The sequence below is a fragment of the Granulicella arctica genome (assembly GCF_025685605.1).
Lineage (GTDB): Bacteria > Acidobacteriota > Terriglobia > Terriglobales > Acidobacteriaceae > Edaphobacter > Edaphobacter arcticus.
This window is the reverse complement of record NZ_JAGTUT010000001.1, coordinates 2,569,024-2,587,286: the sequence shown is the minus strand read 5'-3', so window position 1 is coordinate 2,587,286 and position 18,263 is coordinate 2,569,024. Positions and strand designations below refer to the sequence as shown.

Below are 18,263 nucleotides of genomic sequence, written 5' to 3'. Positions count from 1 at the left end.
TACCGGACGGGTTCAGCGACGGGGATTGCAGGCCTTTACCCGGGTGCGGATTCTTACATGACGATGAACACCATGTCCCGGAAGTTATGATTAGGGCAGCGCGGAGGGTGGGATGTCGAAGACACAGTCGGTGATGGTGGAGCTGGGAACTATAGCGCCACCGTTCGAGTTGCTGGATGTGGTGAGCGGACGTGCAGTGGGGCGGGACGATGTAGTCGCAATGGCGTGGGGCGATGATGCGTCCGATGGCGCCATTCGCGAAGGGCTAAGTGCAGATGGTGATGGCCGGCGCGGTCTGCTGGTGATGTTTATCTGTGTGCATTGCCCGTATGTAAAGCATGCGGAAGAAGAGTTGGCGCGCATTGGCAAGAGCTATGCGGGCAAGGTTGGGATCGTGGCAATCTCCTCGAACGACCTTGAGGCCTATCCGCAGGACGGGCCTGAGGAGATGAAGATGCAGGCGGAGCGGCTTGGATTTAGCTTCCCGTACCTGCTTGACGATACGCAGGAGGTGGCGCGGGAGTATGGGGCGGCGTGTACGCCTGACTTCTTTCTGTTTGATAAGGATTTGAAGCTGGTTTATCGTGGTCAGCTCGATGAGAGTCGGCCGCGGCGCGGCGATGCAGGGAACGATCTTCCTGTGGATGGCAAGGATCTGCGGACAGCGATGGACGCGGTGGTTCGAGGTGTGCGGCCTGAACCGAACGGGCAGCGGTTCAGCATTGGCTGCAATATCAAATGGCGCGAATAGGTATCCTTTTGCAACCCTGGAGTCTAAACCGGAACACCAGACGAATCGAGGACGTAAGACGATGGCGACGGACAAAGTACTGAACGACTTGAAGGTAGGCGTTTTGGAGTTTCAAACGAACGTCTACCCGGCTATGAAGGAGAAGTATCAGCAGGCAGTGCTGGCACCGCAGAAGCCGCATACTCTGTTTATTACGTGTGCGGATTCGCGCATTGATGCAGAGACCATTACGAACAGCGGGCCGGGCGAGCTGTTTATCACGCGCAACATCGGCAATATGGTTCCGGCCTACGGCGAGATGCTGGGTGGTGTGAGTGCGGTGATCGAGTATGCGGTGAGCGCGCTGAAGGTGCAGCATGTGGTGGTGTGCGGCCATACGGACTGCGGCGCGATGAAGGCCTTGATGCATCCTGAGGCGGCGGTGACGATGCCGACGGTTGGTTCGTGGCTGAAGAACGCTGCGGCGGCGCTAAGTGTAACGAGTTCTCTGATCGAAAAAGATGAGCGGCCGACTGAGTTCATGCATCGGTTGACCGAGCAGAATGTACAGCTCCAGCTTCAGCACCTGCGGACCCATCCTTCGGTTGCAGGAGCGATGGCGCGAAATGAGTTGACTATCTCTGGCTGGGTGTATGACATCGGTACGGGAGACATACGGATCTCGGAGGATGGTGACCGAGACTTCCATGCAGTTGGGTCGGAGATGACCAAACGATGATTGTTCCCAAGTCGCCCCAGATCCGGCGGATGGTGCAGTACATCGGCAAGCCACTGCTACTCATGGCGCTGTATGACTTCGTGATCGTAGTGGCCTATAAGGGGATGCACTGGGAGTGGGTGGCGTTCCCGCATGTACCCCTGGCGCTGTATGGGTCGGCTATCGGCGTCATCCTGAGCTTCAGAAACAACTCTGCGTATGGCCGGTGGTGGGAGGCACGAACGCTGTGGGGGGCGATTGTGAACAACTCCCGCAGCCTTGCGCGGCAGGTGCTCACAGGGATGCGGGCGAAGGACGAAGATCAAGCAGAACTGGCGCAGACGCAGCGGCGAATCGTGTACCTGCAGATTGCGTTTGTGCAGGCGCTGCGTCAGCATCTACGCGGGCTGGATGTGCTTGGAGCGGTGACTTCCCTGCTGGGCGAAGAGGATCTTCTGGCGTTGCGAGGGCAGAAGAACGTGCCGATGGCGATCCAGGGGCAGATTGGTACTTTAATCCAGCAGAGCGAAGCGCGGGGTTGGATCAACCCCCTGCAGTGGCAGGCGCTGGATCACAGCTTGAATGACCTCGGTGATGCGCAGGGTGGGGCGGAGCGGATCAAGAACACGCCCATGCCGAAGCAGTATGACTACTATCCGCAATTGTTTGTGCAGATCTACTGCGCGCTGCTGCCGCTGGCCATGGTGACGAACCTGGGATGGTTTACGCCGCTCGGCTCGACGCTGGTGGCATTTATCTTCTTGGCGCTGGACAAGATCGGACGGGATTTGGAAGATCCGTTCGACAACACGGTCTTCGATGTGCCGCTGACTGCGATTACGACGACCATCGAGACGAACCTGCGGCAGATGCTGGGTGAGACTGTGATTCCTGACGCTGAAAAGCCCATCATGGGCGTGCTCTGGTAAATGGCAACAAGAAAGCCCCGGGTGGCCGGGGCTTTCAAAGCTGTACTGTTGCGACTACTCGTTGTGGCCACTGGTTGCGTCGGAGCCGTGCTGCTTCACCATCTTGTTGTAAAGACCGAGGATGAGGAACGGGGCTGCCCACTGGCCGATAAAGAGCGACATGTGCTGCTTCTTGGCCACTTGAAAGCCGACCGAAACGGCCATAGAGCCAAGCGCCGCCGCAAGGTAGACGCTGGAAGGGATCTGTGAGGTGAACTTCTCGATGGATGCGGTGACTTGGTCTTCCTGTGCTTCACCTGGCGCTACGCGGTAGTCGGTCATGTTCTCAATCTCCTTGTGCGGGCTCTGCCGCTGTATACAGAGGGATGCGGAAAGTAGATGGGGTGGAGGTAGGCCAAATGAAGATTTAGGCGCTTTTTATCCTGCCAATGTTACGCGTCTTTTTGTTTGCGACGAACGTATGGTGAAGAGACTCCGTAAATTTGATTTGAAAGAGAACACCTTGGCTGCGTTTCGCGTTTCGCCTTTTTGTCTTCGTGCTGGCCTGCTTCTGTCGGCGGTATGCGTTTCAGTTATGCCTGGAATGGTTGCGCAAAGCGTGAGCGCTCCGTCAACCTACGACCCCCGGCTTACGTTTTCGCCGTTGACCTTTGACGATCCGGTGAATGTATACCGGTCAAGCAATGGAGCGCCGGGGCCGAGCTATTGGCAGAACGAAGCCAGCTACGAGATGCATGCCGATCTCGATACGGCTGCCAAGGTGCTGAAGAACAACGAGACGATTACTTACATCAACAACAGCCCGGATACGCTGCCGAGCTTGTGGATACAGTTAGAGCAGAATACGTATAAGAAGGACTCGCGGGCTCGCATTATGAGCGGCGGTGGGCGTCGGGGACGACGGGGAGCAGACACTGCATCGACTGTGCCTGTGGTGACGACGACGGATGGATTCGTGTTTGATTCAGTCGAGATCGAGGCGGGCAAGCAGACGACCAAGGCTGAATACATCGTGAACGACACGCGGATGCAGATTCGGCTGGCAGAGCCGTTGAAGGGGCATGGCGGCCAGGTGAAGATTCACATCCACTACCACTACCAGATACCTGGGGTATGGGGTGGGCGTACGTCGTGGGGAATGTCTGAGAAGGGTGAGATCTACGACATGGCGCAATGGTATCCGCGCATGGCCGTGTACGACGACCTACATGGCTGGGACACGCTGCCGTATGTCGGAAGTGAGTTTTACCTGGAGTATGGGCACTTCGACTATTTCCTGACCGTGCCTTCGAACATGATCGTGGCGGGCTCGGGAGAGTTGGTGAACCCCAAGGACGTACTGACTAAGACCGAGATTGCGCGGTTGGATCAGGCTCGAGGTAGCGACAAGACGGTGTACATCCGCACGCCTGCCGAGGTAAGCGACCCGGCGAGTCGACCAAAGCAGGATGGTGTGCTGACGTGGCACTTCCACATGGACCACACGCGGGATGTCTCGTGGAGCGCGTCGCCGGTATTTGTGTGGGATGCGGCGCGGATGAATCTGCCGGATGGCAAGACTGGGCTGGCGATGAGCGTCTATCCGCCGGAGAGTGTTGGGCCGGATGCGTGGGACAAATCGACCGAGTACGTAAAGGATACGGTCGAACACTTTTCAAAGCAGTGGTTCCCGTATCAGTGGCCCACGGCAATCAGTGTTGCTGGATTCTCGACGGGTATGGAGTATCCGGGAATCGTCTTCGACGGCATCCAGGACAAGGGACCGTTCCTCTTCTGGGTGACGGCGCATGAGATCGGGCATGACTGGTTTCCGATGATTGTCGGGTCGAACGAGCGGCGGCATGCGTTTATGGATGAGGGCTTCAATACCTTCATCGACATTGATGAATCGGCTACGTATGCGGGCGGGAAGTATGGGCCGAAGCGGGATTCAGAGTACTCGGCTGGTGGGGAGCCGCCGGATACGATCCTGAAGACGCTGGACAATCCAGAGGCTCCGACGGTGATGATGCGGGCGGACGGGTATCCGGGGCAGCTTGGTCATCCAATCAGTTACTTCAAGGGTGCGTATGGGATGGTGCTGCTGCGCGAGCAGATCCTTGGGCCGGAGCGGTTCGACTGGGCGTTCCGCAAGTACATCAAGGACTGGGCCTATCGGCATCCTTCGCCATCGGACTTCTTTCGGGCCATGGAGAGCGAGGGCGGCGAGGACCTTGGCTGGTTCTGGAAGGGCTGGTACCTGAATAACTGGAAGTATGACGTGGCTGTGGATAAGGTCGAGGGGTCCGTAGTGACGATCAGCAATCGCGGTCAACTTGTTCTGCCGACCACAGTTGAGGTGACGTTCAAGGATGGTTCGAAGACGCGGGTGAAGTTGCCGGTCGAGACCTGGCTTTCGAAGGGTGTCTACGCGTGGACGCTTGAGAACAAGGCTGCGGTGGCAAAGGTGGTGGTCGATCCCGATCATATGCTGCCGGATGACGATCGGAGCAACAACGAGAAGGTTTTACCGTAGCTGCTAGCAGCCGCCGGCCAAGGAAGTGACCGGCGGCTGTTGTCGAACAAGGACCATTGAGCGAAGATCACGATCCTTTGCATCTGAAAGGGTACGGTAGGATTCGGCTATGGGTAAGTTTGCAGCGATCGTGCTTCTGGGTGTGTGCTCAGGGTGCGCGAATAAACAGTCGCAGGGTCCATTGACCTCGGTGTCTCCCGTGATCGGGCTGCCGCCGATCCCAATCGACACGACGAGGCCGGGACTCGATGTGCAGGAATTGCCATCCGCAGAGACGATGGCGGCGACGCAGCGAACCGTTCGGGTCGCCGCGGATGTTGAGGCGTCAATGATTGAGCGCCGTCCGGTGTCGGTGGGCTACCCCGCGGAGGCGCGTCAGCAGCGACTGAGGGGCCACGTTCTCTTCAGGGCGATTGTCGGGGTCGATGGACATATTCAGGGACTGACGCTCGTTGAGACGACCAGCCCTCTCTTCGTGCGGATGGCGACGGCCAATGTGCAGAGCTGGCAGTATCGACCGTATGTGCTGAATGGACGACCGACTGCTGTGGATACCTTTGTGCGGGTGGAATTCCTGCCGCCTAGCTAGTAGGGCGGTTCATCGCGATGCCGAAGATGATTTGCGGCATCGCAATGAACCCTCCAACCTGGCGATTCCCTTTACAGCTATTTGGCGACCAGCAGTTCGGGCATCGCCTGAGCGTTTTCAAAGACCGTTGAGATTGTGGTGTCATGCCACTTCGCTGCTTCCATGGCGCGGCCCTCCTCGACGGCACGGACGCGGTTCTCTGCATCAGCGCCGAGGATGAGACGAACTGGGACGTCGTTGCTGTTTGCAAGTGTCACGATGACGTCCGCGATCTTGCGAGGATTCCCTTCGGCGTGGACTCGCGCGAACTCAAGGAGCTTCATAACTGCGCCGACTGAAGCCTCGTACTCGGGCAGAAGCTTCGGTATATTCTGGCTGGCGCGGTGCGCAAAGTTGGTACGGATGCCACCTGGTTCAAGGGTGCAGACCTTGACTCCGAATGGAGCAACTTCCATGGCGAGGGCGTCACTGAAGCCGCCTACCGCCCATTTCGCTGCATGGTACGGCGTATTGCCGGGGAATGCCATGCGACCGCCGATGGACGAGACCTGGAAGATGTAGCCGCTCTTCTGTTTGCGCATCACGGGGATTGCCGCGCGCGTAGTGTAGATGACGCCATAGAGGCAGGTGTCGACGATGGCCTTGAAGTCGTCGGCGCTCATCTGCTCGAATGGGGAGAACTGGCCGTATCCGGCGTTATTGACAAGCACGTCAAGACGCCCGTAGGTATCTACTGCGAGTTGCACGGCTGCCTGTGCGGCCTTTTCGTCGCGCACATCCAAGGTGACTGGTTTGATGCGGTCGCCGTACTGGGCGACCAGCGGTTCGAGTTCCTCAATACGGCGAGCTCCGGCTACAACGTCGTCGCCTGACGCGAGCGCTGCTTCGGCGATATCCCGCCCCAATCCGTTTCCACTTCCTGTAATCAACCAGACCTTTGCCATGGCAAGATCCTCCTGCACATAGGATTATAAAATGACTGAGTGGTTGCTCATTTATTTTTGAGAGGAGCTAACGGACGGCGCGCCAGTAGATTCGGAATCCTTCTTCGAGCAACCGGTCGCGATGCTGGAGATCTTTTGCGGCGAACTCCATGGTCGCCTCCTGCATGGCCGACATCGTGGCTGCTGCGAACCCTGCCGGCATGTTGCGCAGGCTGGACCGAGCTCCCAGTTCCCGTAGAGTTGCTTCGACTGCACCACGTTCGCTGCCTGCTCGTTCGCGAGTTTCAGGAGTGATGAGATCGGAGAGATGCAGTTGCATGGAAGCTTTTCGTTTCTCAGGAGATGCGATTGACCAGTCCAGATAGCTGAGCCAGATGTGCCTTGTCCGGCTCTCAAGGCTTCCCTTGTGCGGAAAGCCGGTGTTGACCTTTACGTAAGCCTCGGACTTGAGTTCGAGGTAGAGCTCGTTGAAGAGATCATCTTTAGTGGGGAAATAGGTGAAGAGCGTGCCCGCTGCGATACCGGCTCGTTCGGCGATCTTCGCCGTAGGGGCGCTGAGGCCAACGGCGGCGATCTCATCGATCGCTGCGCGGAGAATAGCGGTACGTTTTTCGGGACTTCGGACTCGGGCCATATCTGTGGATGCCTATGGTGAGAGTACAGCGGCTTAGGCGGAGGCTGTTACGGCAGAGCGACCTGCGCCCTTCTCGATGCGGACGACCGTGCCATCGCGCATGTGGAGAATACGGTCGGCGATCTGGGCGGCCTCGGGGTTGTGGGTGATCATGAGGACGGTCTGATTGAGCTCGCGGGAGGAGGTGCGGAGCATTTCAAGGACGGCATCGGAGTTCTTGGTGTCGAGATTGCCGGTGGGCTCATCAGCGAGGACGATGGCTGGACGATTGATGAGAGCACGAGCGATGGCAACGCGCTGCTGCTCGCCGCCGGAGAGTTCGTTGGGCCGATGGTCGAGACGGCCGCGGATCCCGAGTAGATCGGAGAGGTGGTCGAGAAGAGCGTGGTCGAGTGGCTTCTTGTTAGAAGCACCGAGGTTGGCTATGTCGTGCGCGATCTCGATGTTTCCCATCGCTGAGAGCGTTGGGAGCAGGTTGAAGCGTTGAAAGATGAACCCGATGCGGGAGCGCCGCATTCTGGTGCGCTCCGGGTCGGAGAGCTTTGAGAAGTCTGTACCATCGATGGTGACGGAGCCCGTTGTGGCCGAGGTGAGACCACCGAGCAGATAGAAGAGCGTCGACTTGCCAGAGCCGGAGGGACCGACAATGGCGACAAATTCGCCGGGTTCGACCGAGAAGTTTGTGTCGTGGAGTGCGGTCACATCAAGCTTGCCGGAGCGATAGGTCTTGCCGAGATTCTGGGCGACGATGATAGAAGACATTGTGACTGAGCTCGAGTCGGAAGCTTGTGGCTGCGGAGATGATGTAGAAGACATTATTAACTTCAAGTTTAGCTGATCGCGGGGAATGGTATGAACGGCTTTGAATACCTGGCGCTTGCGCTGGAGTTATGGACGGTTGTTGGGCTGCTCGGGCTGACGGTTTCGCTGGTGCGGCGGGAGCATCAGAAGATCTGGCAGGGAGTGGGGTCGCTGGTGGGCGTGTGGGTGGTTTACCTGTCCGTTCTAGCGGTTGTGTCGCATCGACAGCCGGAGCAACGAATCGCGATGGGGCAGCCTGCGTGCATCCACACGCTGTGTTTTACGGTGGAGCGCGTCGAGGAGGTCCCGGGCTTTCCTGCGCGAAATCACGAACGGCTGTTGCGACTTACGGTTCCTGTGACGAACCGGGGCAAGAGCGAGGCGCAGGAGAATCTTCGGGGCTATCTGCTGGATGCGCAGAGCAGGATATGGGCGCTGTCGGATGCGGTCTCCGGCAATCCGCTGAGTGGGCGGGTGCTGGCAGGGATGACGACGGTGAGTGTGCCGGTGTTCCGGCTGGCTCCTGATGCTACGGGTCTGGAACTGATACTGCGGCACGAGCGCTGGACGCGCTGGCTGCGGCATGCGCTCGTGATCGGGGACCCGGAGAGCCTGGGACACCGGCCTCGGGTGATGGTGCTGGATCGATAGCGTCCGGTCGACGATCAAGCTTCGAAATCAAGCTCGATGGGCGTGATGAGGGGCATCAGCCAGCTAATGAGCTTCTGGTGGACCGGGTGATGGACGTAGGCGTGAAGTGCTGCCTGATCGGCGAACTTCATGACGCCGCCGAATTCGTAGCCCTCGGAGCGGGGCGAGAAGTTGGTACCTGCGTGCGCCTCAAGGATGCCGGGAATGTGGTCCTTGAGCGCGAGGATTTCTGCGAGGACGCGGGCCTTCTGGTCAGCGGTCACTTCAGGCTTCCAACGAAAGAGAAAGGCGTGGATGATCATGCCAGCAGTGTAGCGAAGGATGGCACATCAGGCGAGGCCGACGCCCGTAACGAGAAGCGAGTGGAGGGTGACGTCTTCCAAGAAGTTGATTTCGAGGCGAATGGCGACAACGTCGCTGCAGCGGCGCTCGAGGTTGTTGTAGCAGGTCCAGAGATCCGTCATGGTGTGGTGGGCGGTGCGGGTGAGTTCAAGGCCCGTGAGGATGAGAGCTGTATACAGGTCGAGGACGCAGTGCAGCTGGATTTCGAAGCGAAGCTCGGTCGTGGAAGCAGAGACGGTGTTGCGGTCGGTGATCCAGGCGCCGGAGTCGGTGAGGGACTCGGTGAGCGAGAGCATGATCTGGAAGCGGTCGCTATAGCTGAAGCCGTGGATATCGAGCGATTGCATGAAAGGTGTTGGCCCCCGAGGCGCGGTTGAAGCTGCCGATAGAGCCTTCATCGGACCGTGACCTGAAGGCATGATGGACTGCGAGAACGGTAGTCACGTGACAGCTAACATCCGTGGAATGATAGGGGAGAGGTAAAGGCGATGGTGCTTGGCTTGGGGACGGACATGATCGAGATTGCGCGGGTACAGGCGAGCATGAATCGATATGGGGAGCAGTTTCTGCGCCGCATCTTCACGGAAGGCGAAATAGCGTACTGCCTACGCAAGAAGCGCAACGCGGCGGAGAGCTTTGCGGCACGGTTTGCGGCGAAGGAAGCCGGCGCAAAGGCGCTTGGAACGGGAATAAGCCAGGGGGTGAGTTGGCGGGAGATCGAGGTGCGGCGGAAGCAGGGTCAACGTCCCGAACTGGAACTTAGCGGAAGGGCTGCTGAGCGGGCAAAAAAAATGGGGATACGCACCATTTCATTGAGCCTTACCCATAGCCGGGATGTAGCGATGGCAGTGGTGATCGTTGAAGATTGAGTAGAGTTGAGGTGTTGATTCAAATCGGGATAGCGGTGTTTTTGAAACCCTGAGTACACTTTTGGCATCCATACAACAAAACACCCGCTGCATGAAGCGAATAGAGGGTACGGTATCCTCTGTGGTATCGCCTCTGTCTGCACAGGCCCCGTTGGTTTGAGACGGCAGAAGCTCCGGTTGTATTCCGCGCCTCGCAAGGCGCGAAGAGAGTGAATAGGGAGAGCCGATGCCCAGCCAGCAGGAAGTTCGATGGTCGCAGTTGAAGGTGGGCGTGATCGTGATGGTCGCGGCGGTCGTTCTCGTGACTCTTCTGTTCCTCATGACAAGTTCATCCGGCCTTGGGATCTTCTCGAAGAAGTTGACAGTGTTCACCTACTTTGAAAATGCTGCTGGCATCAAAGAGGGTGCGGCTGTCAATCTGCAGGGTGTCACTATCGGTACGGTGAAGAGTGTGCAGGTAGTTTCGAACCCTGATCGCAAGCTGACGCCTGTGCGCGTCGTGATGAAGCTCGATAAGAAGTTTTCTGCGGACCTGAAGCGCGATTCGAAAGCGGCATTGACGACCGTAGGCGTGCTGGGCGATACGGTGGTCGACATCAACAGCCAGGTGGCAACTGGGCCACCGCTCCAGGATGGCGACGAGTTGCACACGCTTGAGACGCCAACAATCTCGGACGTAGTAAAGGCCAGCCAGGGAACGATCGAGCAACTGAATGTGATCCTGGCAAAGATGAACTCGATTGTCGACAATTTGCAGAATGGCAAAGGATCGATCGGTCAGTTGATCAACAATCCAGACCTTTACAACAAGGCGAACGCGACGGTCGACGAACTGCTGACGCTTGAGAAGAACCTGAACAATGGGCGAGGTTCCATCGGCAAACTTATGACTGACGACACCATGTACAACCGCCTGAATACGGCGATGGGCCGGCTGGACAGCATTACGGCTGGGCTTGACTCGGGGAAGGGTACGGCTGGCAAGCTGTTGAAGGATGAGACCCTCTACAACAACCTGAACGCTACCCTCGCGAATGCGAATCAGATCCTGAACGACGCGAATGCAGGCAAGGGTGGGCTGGGATTGATGCTGAAGGATCCGAAGTTCCGGCAGCAATTGAGCGATACGCTGACGGATGTGAACTCGCTGGTGGCAGGAGTAAGCCAAGGCAAGGGCACACTGGGCAAGCTGGCCACGGATGATATGGCGTATACCAACTTGAATAAGCTGCTTACCGAGAGCACCGTACTTGTGACGACCATCCGACAAGATCCGAAGAAATATCTCACGATTCACCTGAAGATCTTCTAGGTCTCGCCACTGTAATAGAAAACGAACTGCCACTGTGCGGGTCGTTTTCTATTGCAGACAGAGCTTTTCGTGACGATCTGTCAAAGGAGGGTTTATTCTGCTGTCACCACACAGCAGCAATTTCCAGCCTCCAGGAGCACCATGCGCGTCACGCCCCTCGTTTCAGTTCTCGTACTTTCGACCAGCCTGTGTTTTGGGCAAGGTTTTGCGCCGGTGTTTACCTCGGCAGATGCTCCGTCTGCGCCAACGAAGGAGCCGGCGAAGCCGATCAGCTTCGATCTTTCCGCGATCGATAAGACCGCCGACCCGTGCACCGACTTTTATCAATATGCGTGCGGCAACTGGAAGAAGAACAATCCTATTCCTGCAGATCAGGTGAGGTGGGGACGCTTTAATGAGTTGGCGGAACGCAATAACTACTTGCTCTATCAGGAGCTGAAGACAGCCTCAGACGCTCCGAAGACGCCGCTGCAGACCAAGTATGGCGACTACTTCGCCGCTTGCATGAACGTTGATGAGGCGGACAAGCTGGGAGCCAAGCCGATCATGCCGCAGTTGGCGCTGATTGATGGCTTGACCGACAAGAAGCAATTTGCTGCGCTCAACGTTGAGCTATGGAAGAAGTACGATGGCGATCTGCTCTTTGGGCTGGGCGTCCAGCAGGACCAGAAGGATTCAGCGCAGCAGATCCTCGGCACCGGACAGGGCGGGCTCTCACTTCCCGACCGCGACTACTACCTGACCCAGGACGATCGCAGCAAGAAGCTCCGCGATCAATATGTCGCGCACGTAACAGCTATGTTTGTCCTGCTCGGGGATACTCCCGTGAAGGCCGCACAGGAAGCAACGGATGTGATGCGGATCGAGACTGCGCTGGCCAAGGGATCGATGGCGCGCGTCGAGATGCGTGACCCTGCCAAGCGTTACCACATCATGACGATCGCCCAGGTCGATGCTCTTTCGCCGAACTACAACTGGCAGCAATATGTGGATGGATTGGGACTGCAGGCAGCCAAGACGATCAACGTATCGTCGCCGGGTTTTGTGCAGGCGGCAAACGCGATGATTGAGACGGAGAGCCTGTCTGCGTTCAAGAGCTACCTGAGGTGGCATACGCTCCATGGCGCTGCTCCACTGCTTTCGAAGCCAATCGTCGATGAGAACTTCGGCTTCTTTTCGGCAACGCTGCAAGGGCAAAAAGAGCAGACGCCACGCTGGAAGCAGTGCACGCGCATGACGGATCGCGCCCTCGGCGAGGCGGTCGGACAGGATTGGGTCAAACAGAACTTTCCTCCTGAGGCCAAGGAGAACATGGAGAAGTTGGTCGCCGCGCTCGAACGAGCTCTGGGCGAAGACATCAAGAGCCTGCCGTGGATGAGCGACACGACCAAGGTTGAGGCGAAGAAGAAGCTGGATACGATTCGACAGAAGATCGGCTATCCAGAGAAATGGCGCGACTATGCCACTCTGACGGTTAAGCGGGATGACCTGGTCGGCAACGTGGAGAACTCCAGCAAGTTTGAGGATCTACACAATCTCGGCAAGCTTGGTAAACCCGTCGATGAGACGGAGTGGGGCATGACGCCGCCTACGGTGAACGCGTACTACAACCCGCCGCAGAACGACATCAACTTCCCTGCGGGCATTTTGCAGCCTCCGTTCTATGACAACAATATCGACCCCGCGGTGAACTTCGGCGGCATCGGCGTGGTGATCGGACACGAGATGACGCATGGCTTCGACGATCAAGGTTCCAAGTACGACCTGCACGGCAATGTGCGGGTTTGGTGGACCCCGGAGGATCTGGCGAAGTTCAACGAGCGGACCGAATGCGAGGCTAAGGAGTACGACGGATTTGAAGTCGCTCCCGGGCAGAAGTTGAATGGACATCTAACACTCGGTGAGAATACTGCTGATAACGGCGGAATACGCATTGCTTTCCAGGCTTTGCAGGAGACGATTGCAAAGGATAAGACTGCCGCTGAGCCCGGTTACGCCGATGGAAAGAGGGATGGGTATACCGCGGAGCAGCGCTTCTTCATCGGCTTCGGCCAGGTGTGGTGCGAGAACAAGACGGAGCAGAGCGCAAGGGTGTCGGCCAAAACCGATCCTCACAGCTCCGGCGAATGGCGGACCAAGGGAACGGTGCAGAACTTTGAGGAGTTCGGAAAGGCGTTTGGCTGTAAGGTAGGCCAACCGATGATGCCGACGAGCAGTTGCCGTGTCTGGTAGTTCAAAGAAGTCACGAAAGCCCGGACTTTGGTCCGGGCTTTTTCGTGCTACGGGAGTTGTTGTATTGACCGCCTTTCGATGCCCAAACACCACGCGGGGCAGCTATGGACTCGAGGAAAGGGATGCGCAGATTGGCGTAAACTCGCGAACGCTTCTACAATCAGGGGAGAATTTGTATCCCCAATAGAGTTGCTCGCAGTACAAGGCGGTTGAACGATCGCTGGCGAGGATTAAGGAAACGCATGACGTTGAGCAGGATTGGCCGGTTCGGAATGGCCTTCGTAGCATCTGTAGCAATGGGACTGGGCATGACGGCGTGTGGTGGCGGCACGATTGGTTACATGTGGGTCCTTGGTACGCAGGCAAATGCGGCGGCAGGACAGCAAACCGGTCAAATCGCCGGATTCAAGATCGACGACTTTACGGGAAACCTCACGTCGGCAGTTCATTCGCCATTTTCCTCGGGCGGTACGAATCCTGTGTCGATTGTGGTTAAGCCAGGCGGCCGCTATGTTTATGTCGTGAACGAAGGTGTTCCGGCTACTTCAGCGACGACCTCAGCCTCGGTCGAAGGCAACATCTCTGTATTCTCAGTCGGCGGCGATGGTACGTTGACATTCCAGAACAGCTCAGTCAGTCAGGGCCATACACCAGTCTGGGCTGCGGTCGATAGCACAGGTAACTTTCTGTATGTGCTTGATCAGCGCGCGCCCGACTACGATGGGGTGACCAACTTCAATGGCGACATCACAGTTTTTGCCCTTGCGAGTGATACTGGCCGGTTGAGCCTGATTACTAACGCACAGGTAAAGAACGCGCAAGGCACCCAGCTTACCTACTTCGAAGTTGGACCGACGCCGATCATGATGCGCGTCGCAAGCGGCGGCTGCCTGTACACCGTCGACCAAGGCGATCACACGGTATTCCCCTATACGGTCGGCACGGGAGGCCAGCTTACGCTCACGACCAATTCGACTGTTCAGGTCACCGGTGGAACTTTGCCTGCTCAATTGACCTCAATCAGCACGAGCGGAACCAACGTCTACTTGACGGACTCCGCAAACAACCTGATCCTGCCGTACACGGTTGGAACAAGTTGTGCACTGAACACCCTTACGGGCGGCTCGACGCCAAATCTTGCCCTGACAGCAAATCCTGTCTATTCGCTGACGGACACAACTGGCAATTATCTCTATGTTTTGAACCAATCGGGAACGAACTCGAATGTTGCGAATAGCACCATATCGGCCTTCAAAATCGACGTTGGCGCAACGAACAAGCTGCAGCCGGTCGTCGGAGATACGAACAATCCTTATGCCGTGGGCTCCGGTCCGGTCTGCATGGGAGAAGATCCGTCGAACCAGTATGTTTACGTTTCGAACAACGTTGCAGGTACCGTAACGGGTAAACAGATCAATACGAGAACAGGCCAGCTCTCTGACCTGGCGCGTGGGGCGACTTTCCCGGCGACGGGGCATGCGACCTGCCTGGCAATCAGTGGAAACGTCAACTAGCTACCGAAGTCGGTAGCTGGATTCGATCAGCAGATAGCACTAGACCCTGAAATCAGGGCAGCAGCAGCGGGCGGAAACGATTGCCCCGGAGTTAAGAAAGCGCATGAAGTTGAAAAATATGGGCCGCATTACAAAGGCCTTCACCGTTTCACTCGCTCTCGGACTCGGTCTCACGGCATGCAGCCGCGACTATACGGTGGCGTACGTGTATGTGACGTCAGCGAAGACCAACCCCGGTCTCATCAATGCCTACTCGGTCGACTACCAGTCGGGTGCTCTGCTGCAACTAGCAGACTCCCCGATTCCGGCAGGACGCAACCCGGTCGCGCTCATCTCTACCACGTCTACAGCTACAGGCAACCAGTTCGTCTTCGTGGTAAACCATGATGATTCGACTGTAGGAACCTACGCAGTAGGAACTGATGGCAAGCTGTATGCCGAGCAGAACTACAACACAACGGGAAGCTTCCCAGTGGCTGCTGCGGTGGACGCGGCCGGCAAATTTCTCTACGTCGCTTATACGTTTGAGACAGGTTTCACAACGGCTTCGCCTGGGCCCGGCGGCATCTCGGTATTTCCGATTACCTACAGCGGGTCTGGCGCTTCAGAGACAGTGGCGTTGGGAGCACCAACGAACGTAAACATCGGCAACAATCCGGTCGGCATTACGGCCAGCAAATTTCACAACTTTGTTTATGTAGTGGATGCTGAAACGCCTGCGGGTTCTGCGCCAATCGGCGAGGTCCTTGGTTACTCCGAGAATGCAACCACCGGTGCGCTTACCCCGCTTCCGGGCGTCAAAGCTCTTGGTACTGGCTTGAGCCAATATCAGGCTGGTGTTTCGCCAAGCGCTATCGTGGAGAATCCTCTGTCCAGCTTCGTCTACGTGACGGACAAGACATCGAACCAGCTTATCGGCTACCTAGTCCTTTCCGATGGATCCCTCTCGCCGATGGTCAATGGGCCGTTCGTGACGGGTCAGTTCCCTGTCGCGCTTACGATCGATCCTCGTGGCTCGTTCCTGTACGTCGTCAACTTCAACGCGAGCACGGTTAGCGCTTATGCAATCAACGCGGCGAATGGCACTCCGACAAATTCTGTTGGTGGAAGCACTACCGTTTTGACCAATCCGGTAGCTATCGCGATCGAGCCTGCGCTGGGTATTTACCTCTACACGGCCAACAACTCTGACGGAACGGTATCGGGCGAACAGCTCAGCCCGAACAATGGCGGTCTAACCCAGATTCAGCACTCGCCTTTCCCAGCGTCTGGTCTGCCTACATCCATCATCGCGATTCCGAATGGTTTGCATTCCACTTCGCTGTCGGTAACAACTCCAACGCAGTAAGTAGTATCAGCACCACAGAAACGCCCCGCGATTGCGGGGCGTTTCTGCGTATGGCTAGTTGTACAAAACGGCCTTGCGCGACTCGCTCCTAGCCGTTAACGCTGAGTTGCCGCACTCGCTCTAAGGTATAGCTTGTTGCGATGAACAGCATAGTGGGTCTGGGGAAGGCTCTATGTTGTAGCGAGAGGCGCCGGGCTGGGTTTTGTAGCGAAGCGCTGCAGGATGTATCGGCGAGCGGGTGCTTCGACCAGATGATGCGCCAGAGCAGCGATGAGCAGAGCGGTCGCGTAGGTTATCCAGGGATCGAGTATGGCCAGGTGCAGCCGATCCCATACGTGGTAGTTCCGCAGCAGGTTAATCGAATTGAAATGCAGAATGTAGAGACAGAAAGTTGTCTCGCCGATCGCAAGCAGTGGCCTCCATGCGAAGACCGAAGCGATGGGGTTTGCCCCACTTAGACCAATTGTCAGGGTTGCAAAGAGCGGGAGCAGCAATCCGCCATGCATCAGGATGTATGGCATGTGCGGGACAGCGGTGTAGAAGAAGACTGCTATTGTGACAAGTCCAACGGCGGCAATTCCGAGTCGTTGACGGTCATTGATCTCCAATTGCAGCTGGAGCTTGCCGAGCGTGATTCCGGCGAGAAACATGCAGACATACGACGGTGGGGTGTATTTGAGGGAACGCAGCCAGAAGCCGTAGCTATACCTTGTGATGGGCTCCGTAAGGTGGTCTGGGTTGAGCAGCATGTAGAGCATATGCGGCAGCATGCCGACGATCCAGAGAGCGAGGAAGAGTGCAATCAAGGTACGAACCGAGTTCAGCGAGGGTAGCCGCACAGCCCAGGCTCGGATGACCCACGGAAACGCGCCGTAGAGGAGGAGCTCGCAGGAGAGGGTCCAGCCGACGGTATTCCAATAGGTTGCAAGGAGCGGATTCCACCCTTGGAGCAGGAGTGGCGTCAGCAACAATCCTTCCCAGAACTGGGTATGACTGCGGACCTGCCACTCTGCCTGAAGCATCTGGAAGGAGATCGCGAGCCCAAGGAGATAGATTGGGTAGAGCCGCGCGAAGCGGGCGAGCCAGAACTGTCGCGGGTTCAGCGTAAGAGCGCGGTCGGCGTAGTTATAGGCGAGGACAAAACCCGAGAGCAAAAAAAAGAAGCCGACGAACACGAAACCGTTGTCGGTAAACGGCGAGATCCATCGCATATGTGGCGGGGTGAAATGGAAAAAAAGGATGTTGATCGCAAGAATTGTCCTGATACCGGTCAGGGCTGGCAATGGCGGCTTACGGACGTACGTCTGAATGGTTCGACCTCAGATCGGGCTGGTTTAACTTACACCAACACGGGTATGGACCCACTACTCGCCTGGATGTCGTTGTTTATTCCTAAATCAATTCACTTCGGCCACATCAGGACGTGATGAGCGAACCGAGTTTCTCCCCGTTGACGACGCGGACGATGTTTCCCGGGACCTTCATGCTGAAGACGATAGTTTGCAGATTGTTATCTTTGCATAGAGAGACAGCAGTCTGGTCCATGACGCGAAGGTTCTGCCTGAGGATCTCCATGTAGGTGATCTCCTCATACTTGGTCGCGGTTGGATCAAGCTTTGGATCGGCCGTATAGATGCCGTCTACTGACGTGGCCTTGAGCAGAACGTCCGCCTTGATCTCCATGGCGCGCAGACTGGCAGCGGTGTCGGTGGAGAAGTAGGGGTTGCCGGTACCTGCGGCGAAGATCACGATGCGACCTTTTTCGAGGTGTCGCATAGCGCGGCGGCGTATATAGGGCTCCGCGACCTGGTGCATCTCGATGGCGGACATGACCCGGCAGAACAAGCCCAGTTTTTCGATGGCGTCCTGAAGAGCAATCGAGTTGATAACGGTCGAAAGCATTCCCATGTGGTCTGCAGCGACACGATCCATGTCGATGGCCTGCTGAGCCACTCCGCGAAAGAAATTGCCGCCGCCGACTACGATGGCGATCTCGCAACCCGCGGCGTGAACCGCAGCAATCTCCGCAGCTACATTGTGGATGAAGACGGCGTCGATGCCAAAGCCCTTACCGGCGGCCAGGGCTTCTCCCGAGAGCTTAAGCAGAACTCGTTTGTACATACATATCAAGTATC

At 57.1% G+C, this 18,263-nt stretch carries 19 protein-coding genes; 11 read left to right on the top strand and 8 right to left on the bottom strand.

Translation table 11 applies throughout. The annotated features are described in order from the left end of the window. The first annotated feature begins 112 nt into the window (after positions 1-112). The 3 genes from OHL20_RS10905 (at position 113) to OHL20_RS10895 (ending at position 2,377) form a co-directional block, all read left to right on the top strand. A complete protein-coding gene (locus OHL20_RS10905; protein WP_263383218.1) occupies positions 113-751 on the top strand; it encodes a thioredoxin family protein in 639 nt (212 codons plus the stop codon). Positions 752-812: 61 nt separating this feature from the next. Continuing rightward, positions 813-1,469, top strand: coding sequence for a carbonic anhydrase (locus OHL20_RS10900; RefSeq protein WP_263383217.1), 657 nt, complete (start codon positions 813-815; stop codon positions 1,467-1,469). Then, positions 1,466-2,377: a bestrophin family protein gene (locus OHL20_RS10895; RefSeq protein ID WP_263383216.1), complete on the top strand. Its 912-nt coding sequence runs from the start codon at positions 1,466-1,468 to the stop codon at positions 2,375-2,377. Before OHL20_RS10900 ends, OHL20_RS10895 begins: the two co-directional genes overlap by 4 nt. A gap of 54 nt (positions 2,378-2,431) precedes the next feature. Here the strand turns inward: OHL20_RS10895 and OHL20_RS10890 are convergent, their stop codons facing one another. Next, a complete protein-coding gene (locus tag OHL20_RS10890; protein ID WP_263383215.1) occupies positions 2,432-2,698 on the bottom strand; it encodes a hypothetical protein in 267 nt (88 codons plus the stop codon). Between the two features lie 277 nt (positions 2,699-2,975). On the opposite strand from OHL20_RS10890, the gene OHL20_RS10885 reads away from it, so the two are divergent. Continuing rightward, positions 2,976-4,892: a M1 family metallopeptidase gene (locus OHL20_RS10885; protein ID WP_263383214.1), complete on the top strand. Its 1,917-nt coding sequence runs from the start codon at positions 2,976-2,978 to the stop codon at positions 4,890-4,892. A gap of 109 nt (positions 4,893-5,001) precedes the next feature. After that, positions 5,002-5,481, top strand: a complete 480-nt coding sequence (locus OHL20_RS10880; RefSeq protein WP_263383213.1) for an energy transducer TonB — start codon at positions 5,002-5,004, stop codon at positions 5,479-5,481. Positions 5,482-5,558: 77 nt separating this feature from the next. On the opposite strand, the gene OHL20_RS10875 is transcribed toward OHL20_RS10880, so the two are convergent. From OHL20_RS10875 to OHL20_RS10865, 3 genes are all read right to left on the bottom strand, one after another. After that, positions 5,559-6,425 (bottom strand): SDR family NAD(P)-dependent oxidoreductase, encoded by an 867-nt coding sequence (locus tag OHL20_RS10875; RefSeq protein WP_263383212.1) that lies wholly within the window; start codon positions 6,423-6,425, stop codon positions 5,559-5,561. Positions 6,426-6,492: 67 nt separating this feature from the next. Next, on the bottom strand, positions 6,493-7,059 hold the full coding sequence (locus OHL20_RS10870; protein WP_263383211.1) for a TetR/AcrR family transcriptional regulator: 567 nt from the start codon (positions 7,057-7,059) through the stop codon (positions 6,493-6,495). Positions 7,060-7,092: 33 nt separating this feature from the next. Beyond that, the gene (locus OHL20_RS10865; protein WP_263383210.1) at positions 7,093-7,821 is read right to left on the bottom strand and encodes an ABC transporter ATP-binding protein; all 729 of its coding nucleotides are present in this window, start codon (positions 7,819-7,821) and stop codon (positions 7,093-7,095) included. 90 nt (positions 7,822-7,911) lie between these two features. Here OHL20_RS10865 and OHL20_RS10860 point away from each other — a divergent pair, with 90 nt between their 5' ends. Beyond that, entirely contained in the window at positions 7,912-8,511 is a 600-nt protein-coding gene (locus tag OHL20_RS10860) for a hypothetical protein (protein ID WP_263383209.1), read from the top strand. A gap of 14 nt (positions 8,512-8,525) precedes the next feature. Here the strand turns inward: OHL20_RS10860 and OHL20_RS10855 are convergent, their stop codons facing one another. Together OHL20_RS10855 and OHL20_RS10850 are read right to left on the bottom strand one after the other, a co-directional pair. Beyond that, positions 8,526-8,813 carry a Dabb family protein gene (locus OHL20_RS10855; RefSeq protein WP_263383208.1) on the bottom strand — a complete coding sequence of 96 codons (288 nt, stop codon included), beginning with the start codon at positions 8,811-8,813 and terminating at the stop codon, positions 8,526-8,528. Positions 8,814-8,840: 27 nt separating this feature from the next. Continuing rightward, positions 8,841-9,272, bottom strand: coding sequence for a hypothetical protein (locus OHL20_RS10850; protein ID WP_263383207.1), 432 nt, complete (start codon positions 9,270-9,272; stop codon positions 8,841-8,843). A gap of 69 nt (positions 9,273-9,341) precedes the next feature. On the opposite strand from OHL20_RS10850, the gene OHL20_RS10845 reads away from it, so the two are divergent. The 5 genes from OHL20_RS10845 (at position 9,342) to OHL20_RS10825 (ending at position 16,128) form a co-directional block, all read left to right on the top strand. Next, positions 9,342-9,722 carry a holo-ACP synthase gene (locus tag OHL20_RS10845; protein WP_263383206.1) on the top strand — a complete coding sequence of 127 codons (381 nt, stop codon included), beginning with the start codon at positions 9,342-9,344 and terminating at the stop codon, positions 9,720-9,722. A 226-nt stretch (positions 9,723-9,948) separates the two neighbouring features. After that, the gene (locus OHL20_RS10840; RefSeq protein ID WP_263383205.1) at positions 9,949-11,034 is read left to right on the top strand and encodes an MlaD family protein; all 1,086 of its coding nucleotides are present in this window, start codon (positions 9,949-9,951) and stop codon (positions 11,032-11,034) included. A gap of 141 nt (positions 11,035-11,175) precedes the next feature. Next, positions 11,176-13,266, top strand: a complete 2,091-nt coding sequence (locus tag OHL20_RS10835; RefSeq protein WP_263383204.1) for a M13 family metallopeptidase — start codon at positions 11,176-11,178, stop codon at positions 13,264-13,266. A gap of 242 nt (positions 13,267-13,508) precedes the next feature. Continuing rightward, complete coding sequence (locus tag OHL20_RS10830; RefSeq protein WP_263383203.1) at positions 13,509-14,780, top strand: lactonase family protein; 1,272 nt, start codon at positions 13,509-13,511, stop codon at positions 14,778-14,780. A gap of 103 nt (positions 14,781-14,883) precedes the next feature. Further along, positions 14,884-16,128: a lactonase family protein gene (locus OHL20_RS10825; RefSeq protein ID WP_263383202.1), complete on the top strand. Its 1,245-nt coding sequence runs from the start codon at positions 14,884-14,886 to the stop codon at positions 16,126-16,128. Positions 16,129-16,298: 170 nt separating this feature from the next. On the opposite strand, the gene OHL20_RS10820 is transcribed toward OHL20_RS10825, so the two are convergent. Further along, a complete protein-coding gene (locus tag OHL20_RS10820) occupies positions 16,299-17,411 on the bottom strand; it encodes an acyltransferase family protein (protein ID WP_263383201.1) in 1,113 nt (370 codons plus the stop codon). A 133-nt stretch (positions 17,412-17,544) separates the two neighbouring features. Further along, complete coding sequence (pyrH, locus tag OHL20_RS10815) at positions 17,545-18,249, bottom strand: UMP kinase (protein ID WP_263383200.1); 705 nt, start codon at positions 18,247-18,249, stop codon at positions 17,545-17,547. Positions 18,250-18,263: the final 14 nt, after the last annotated feature.

Coding starts and splice junctions, on each gene's coding strand:
- OHL20_RS10840 (WP_263383205.1), top strand. CDS start 9,949: ATGCCCAGCCAGCAGGAAGTTCGATGGTCGCAGTTGAAGGTGGGCGTG.
- OHL20_RS10830 (WP_263383203.1), top strand. CDS start 13,509: ATGACGTTGAGCAGGATTGGCCGGTTCGGAATGGCCTTCGTAGCATCT.
- OHL20_RS10900 (WP_263383217.1), top strand. CDS start 813: ATGGCGACGGACAAAGTACTGAACGACTTGAAGGTAGGCGTTTTGGAG.
- OHL20_RS10895 (WP_263383216.1), top strand. CDS start 1,466: ATGATTGTTCCCAAGTCGCCCCAGATCCGGCGGATGGTGCAGTACATC.
- OHL20_RS10855 (WP_263383208.1), bottom strand. CDS start 8,813: ATGATCATCCACGCCTTTCTCTTTCGTTGGAAGCCTGAAGTGACCGCT.
- OHL20_RS10880 (WP_263383213.1), top strand. CDS start 5,002: ATGGGTAAGTTTGCAGCGATCGTGCTTCTGGGTGTGTGCTCAGGGTGC.
- OHL20_RS10845 (WP_263383206.1), top strand. CDS start 9,342: ATGGTGCTTGGCTTGGGGACGGACATGATCGAGATTGCGCGGGTACAG.
- pyrH (WP_263383200.1), bottom strand. CDS start 18,249: ATGTACAAACGAGTTCTGCTTAAGCTCTCGGGAGAAGCCCTGGCCGCC.
- OHL20_RS10890 (WP_263383215.1), bottom strand. CDS start 2,698: ATGACCGACTACCGCGTAGCGCCAGGTGAAGCACAGGAAGACCAAGTC.
- OHL20_RS10905 (WP_263383218.1), top strand. CDS start 113: ATGTCGAAGACACAGTCGGTGATGGTGGAGCTGGGAACTATAGCGCCA.
- OHL20_RS10875 (WP_263383212.1), bottom strand. CDS start 6,425: ATGGCAAAGGTCTGGTTGATTACAGGAAGTGGAAACGGATTGGGGCGG.
- OHL20_RS10860 (WP_263383209.1), top strand. CDS start 7,912: ATGAACGGCTTTGAATACCTGGCGCTTGCGCTGGAGTTATGGACGGTT.
- OHL20_RS10825 (WP_263383202.1), top strand. CDS start 14,884: ATGAAGTTGAAAAATATGGGCCGCATTACAAAGGCCTTCACCGTTTCA.
- OHL20_RS10865 (WP_263383210.1), bottom strand. CDS start 7,821: ATGTCTTCTATCATCGTCGCCCAGAATCTCGGCAAGACCTATCGCTCC.
- OHL20_RS10870 (WP_263383211.1), bottom strand. CDS start 7,059: ATGGCCCGAGTCCGAAGTCCCGAAAAACGTACCGCTATTCTCCGCGCA.
- OHL20_RS10850 (WP_263383207.1), bottom strand. CDS start 9,272: ATGCCTTCAGGTCACGGTCCGATGAAGGCTCTATCGGCAGCTTCAACC.
- OHL20_RS10835 (WP_263383204.1), top strand. CDS start 11,176: ATGCGCGTCACGCCCCTCGTTTCAGTTCTCGTACTTTCGACCAGCCTG.